Origin of the sequence: Actinomadura geliboluensis, assembly GCF_005889745.1 — a bacterium.
Lineage (GTDB): Bacteria > Actinomycetota > Actinomycetes > Streptosporangiales > Streptosporangiaceae > Spirillospora > Spirillospora geliboluensis.
On sequence record NZ_VCKZ01000606.1, the window covers coordinates 1 to 3,925 of the forward strand.

A 3,925-nucleotide genomic window follows, 5' to 3' on the forward strand; every position below is an offset into this window, starting at 1 on the left:
CTTCGTAGCCACCGGCACCACAACCCAAATCCAAGTAGCCCTCCCCCCAACCGACTAACGCCCCACCTACCGACATCCCGGGAAGGCCCTGCGGGCCGAGAGCGGCTCAGCGGACGCGCAGGGCCTCCCCAACGCTCCGGGGATCGGCCGGGGCAGCGATGTGCCAGTAGGGACGAGCGGCGTCGAGCTTGGCGACCAGCGAGCCGATGAGCTGCTGCTCCGGATAGGGATAGGGGCCACCGGCGGCGAAGAGCTGCGAATAGCGGACGGAGTCGACGATGGCCGACTTGATGCGTTCGTGCGTCAGGTAGGCGTCCAGGTCCCGCCGCCAGCCCGTGGTGTGGTCGGACGGCATGGCGGCCTGCCAGCGGGCGATGAGGGCGTCCTGCTCGTCGGGCAGGTAGCCCATCTTGTGGATGTGCACGGCGAGGTCGTACACGGGGTCGCCCCAGAGGGCGAGCTCCCAGTCGAGGAACGTGGTCTTGCCGTTACCGACGATCACGTTGCGGCGATGGACGTCGGCATGGACGCAGGTGAAGGGTCGCGGAGTGAGGCCGCGCCACAGATCGTCCACCGGTGCGAGGGGATCGGCGGGGATCGCAAGGGCGGTGAAGAGCTCGGCGTACTCGGCGCTGAAGGTGTCGTAGACGCGCTGCGTCAGGTCGGAGAGGAGGCGCGCAAAGGCGGTCGTGTCGCTGTCGGCCGGCCAGCCGGCAGGGACGCAGGGGAGCCGAGGGACGTTGGTGAGCTGGGCGAAGAGGCTCACGACGTCGTCCACCACGTGGGGCGGGACGGCGACGCCCCGCGGCGCCACATCGTTGAGGACGTCTCCGGTGATGAACTCGTGGATCTGGAACGGTGGGTCGTCAGAGGAGTGAAGCAGGCGGGGGGCGTCGCGCACGTGCGCGGCGATGGCGGCGAGGACGCGGTCCTCCCGCCAGGGCCGCAGGTCCATCATGTCGGCGCCGTGGATCGGTATCCGGACGATGACCGGGCCGTCGGGGGTGTCGACGCGGATGTTGTCGTTGTAGTAGCCGGCCGCGGATTCGCCGTGCGCGCGGGCGCGCTCGTACAGGCTCCGCCAGTTCATCCGTCCTCCAGCATGGCCGTCACGAGTGCGCGCGCCTGGTCGTCCAAGAATGGCAGCAGGTTCGGTGGGCTGATCTGGTCGCGGGCCCGGGCGGTGATCGCCGTCGTGTGCTCGTCGGCGGCGTCGAGGGCGTCCAGGAGGTGCCCGGCGACCATGAGGAGCGTGGGGTACACCTCGGCGGCGACCAGTTCGGCGACGGCCCAGCGGGCGGACGCCACGGCGGCGGACGCGTCGCCCGTCCTGGCGTGGAGGAAGGCGCGGAAGAGCTCCGCGCGGGCCCGGCCGGATCGGTAGCGCGCCCGTTCCAGGGCATCGGTCGCCGCCTGGAACGATGCCGCCGCCGGGGCGTACTGCCCGAGGCGGACCTGTGCGATGGCCAGCGCGGTGAACGCCTTACCGATCTCGTGGTGGGCGCCCAGGTCGGTCTGCGCGTCGAGAGCGTCGGCGGCGGCGTCGATGGCACGGGCGGGATCGGTCCAGGCGAGGAGTTCCGCCCGGTTGGTCTTGATGTCCGCCTGACCGATGATGGCGCCGGCCTGCGTGTAGAGCGCGGCGGCGGTCTCCAAGGACCGCGCGGACGTGTCGAGGTCGAAACCGAAGCGGTAGCCGAGGTGCTGGAGGCGGACCACGTCGCCGCGCAGCACGAGGTCGTCGTCAGGGGCCTCGGCAAGGATCTGCTGCGTGATCGACAGCGCGTCGCCGAACCGGCCCTGGCACATGTCGAGATCCGCCATGCAGAAGCCGGCCCGCAGCCGGACGGGGCCGGAGTGGTGGTCCCAGACCTGGCGGAAGAGGCGCTGCGCTTCGCCGGTCGCTCCGGCGATGCGGCGGCCGTGCGCGCCCGCGAGGGCGAGGCGTGCGCCGGGGACGTCGTCCAAGGGCCAGTCGATGGACGGGGTGAGGCGGGTGGCGGTCTCGGCGTCCCCGAGGAGGACGGCCGCCTCGGCTTCGAGACAGCGGGCCGTCTGGGCGAGATCGGCGTCGCCGCCCGAGTCGAGGTGTTCGCGCAGGTCCTGAGCGATGCCGTCCACGCCCTGTTTCCCGCCGTACGTCATGGCCCGGTCGGCGTAGGCCAGGACGTCTTCGCCGCGCAGCGCACCCGCATGAAGGCCGCAGTACGCCGCCTCCCGGACGGCACGGGCCCGAGTCGCGACACCGTTCTCCGCCGCGTGGGCTTCGGCGGCGCGAGCGTCCCACACTTTCTGCAGGACGGCCTGCACGTCCCGAGCCGTCCCGTGGGAGAGCCGCCGGTGCAGTGCCGCGCGCATGAGCTGGTGGAGGCGGCGGCCGTGGACACCCGCCGGATACACGAAGGAGTAGGCGGTGAGCGACTCCCAGGCCATGCGGTGCCGGGGCAGGTCGAACGCGTCCGCCAGCGTCTGGAAGATCTCGTAGTCGAAGATCCGGGCGACGCTCAGCAGTTCGAGCGTGCGGATCTCGTCGGGCGCGACGTGGGCCAGGAAGCGCTGCAGGATCTCCTCGGAGGAGACGGCCGCCGCCTGCCGGGCCGTCGTGCGCGTGTCCACGGCCAGGTGGAGGTAGAACGGTAGGCCCTGACTAGCGGTGGCGATCGCCTGGCGCGCGGCGTCGTCGGTGATGCCGCCCTCGGTCAGGAGTTGCAGGCGTGCCGCCATCGGCAAGCCGTCCACACGCTGGTGGCGGATGACGTCGGCCCAGGCGGGGTCCTGCCGGGCCCACGCGAGCGGTTCACGGCTGGCCACCACGACCGCCCCCTTGTCGAGTTGGGCGATCAGGTCGCGGAGCCAGACGTCCTGGGCCGCGGCCCGGCCGGAGCGCGCGGATGCGGGGACGAGCGCCTCGTAGGCGTCCACGAAGATGACGTAAGGGCGGTCGGAACCATCGCGCAAATCCTCGGCGAACAGGTAGGTGACGGCGTCGGCGAGTTCGGCGTTGGTGAGATCGTCCAGCTGGCTGAGCGTGTCGTCGGACTTGATCCGCTGCCGCTGCCGCATCCCGCTGGTCGCCTTGCCCAGCAGGCGCAGCAACCCGACACCGGTGCCGAACACCGGCACGCCGGCCGCGCCGTCGATGACCTGGGACAGCGCTTCGCTCTCGTCCACGAACGGAAGCTCTTTGGGAGACAGGCGCAGGTGCGGGTGGAGGCGCTGCCAGAGGACGGCATAGGCGATGTCGAAGCGGTCGAAGCGGATGCCCTGGCGGCCGAGCTCGACGCGCAGGACCGCGAGGGCGTCCTCCTGCTGCCGCATCGCGGGAACCTGAAGGTCGATCGTCGCGGTCCGGTGGGTCTCAGCGCTGCGCTGCCCGAGTTCCTGCAGCAGCCGGGATTTGCCGATGCCGCCGACTCCGACCAGGTTGAACACGCAGGGCGAACCGTGCGGAACCAGTAACACGTCGGCGAACGCGGCCATCACCGCTTCTCTGTCCACGAACGGCCGGTGCAGAGCGGCGACCCGCCGGAAACGCGGTTCAAGGGGCATCGACGTCCTCCGGGGCGACGGCGTTTTCCTCCGTCCGACGCGGGGAGGACGGAAAGTCGTTCCAGAGCGACGATAACCGGGCCCACCCACCAACGCATGGCGCGTCACCCCAGCCCCGACACCGTCCGACTCCTAACCGCCGCCAGGCTCGCCGGCCCAACGCTGGCCGTATGCGCGGAAACGGAGAGGGGCGGCGGTCGGGCGCTAGGCGGCTCAGTTCTCGCGCTGCCATCGTCGATGAACCTTGTAGTGCCTTGCTGCGTCCCATCCCCAAAGGTGAGAAGGGGCGGTGGGGGATGTGACGCGCGGGCAGCGGCTGTCGATAGGGGCGACGTCGAAGAGTTGGACCATCTTCTGGACGCTGCTGGCACCTCTT

At 70.8% G+C, this 3,925-nt stretch carries 2 protein-coding genes; both read right to left on the reverse strand.

Annotation, left to right across the window (positions count from 1 at the left end; translation table 11 throughout):
* Positions 1 to 106 precede the first annotated feature (106 nt).
* A complete protein-coding gene (locus tag ETD96_RS42240; protein WP_138642093.1) occupies positions 107 to 1,090 on the reverse strand; it encodes a phosphotransferase family protein in 984 nt (327 codons plus the stop codon).
* Positions 1,087 to 3,549 carry an aminoglycoside phosphotransferase family protein gene (locus tag ETD96_RS42245; RefSeq protein WP_138642094.1) on the reverse strand — a complete coding sequence of 821 codons (2,463 nt, stop codon included), beginning with the start codon at positions 3,547 to 3,549 and terminating at the stop codon, positions 1,087 to 1,089. Before ETD96_RS42245 ends, ETD96_RS42240 begins: the two co-directional genes overlap by 4 nt.
* Positions 3,550 to 3,925 lie beyond the last annotated feature (376 nt).

Coding starts and splice junctions, on each gene's coding strand:
- ETD96_RS42240 (WP_138642093.1), bottom strand. CDS start 1,090: ATGAACTGGCGGAGCCTGTACGAGCGCGCCCGCGCGCACGGCGAATCC.
- ETD96_RS42245 (WP_138642094.1), bottom strand. CDS start 3,549: ATGCCCCTTGAACCGCGTTTCCGGCGGGTCGCCGCTCTGCACCGGCCG.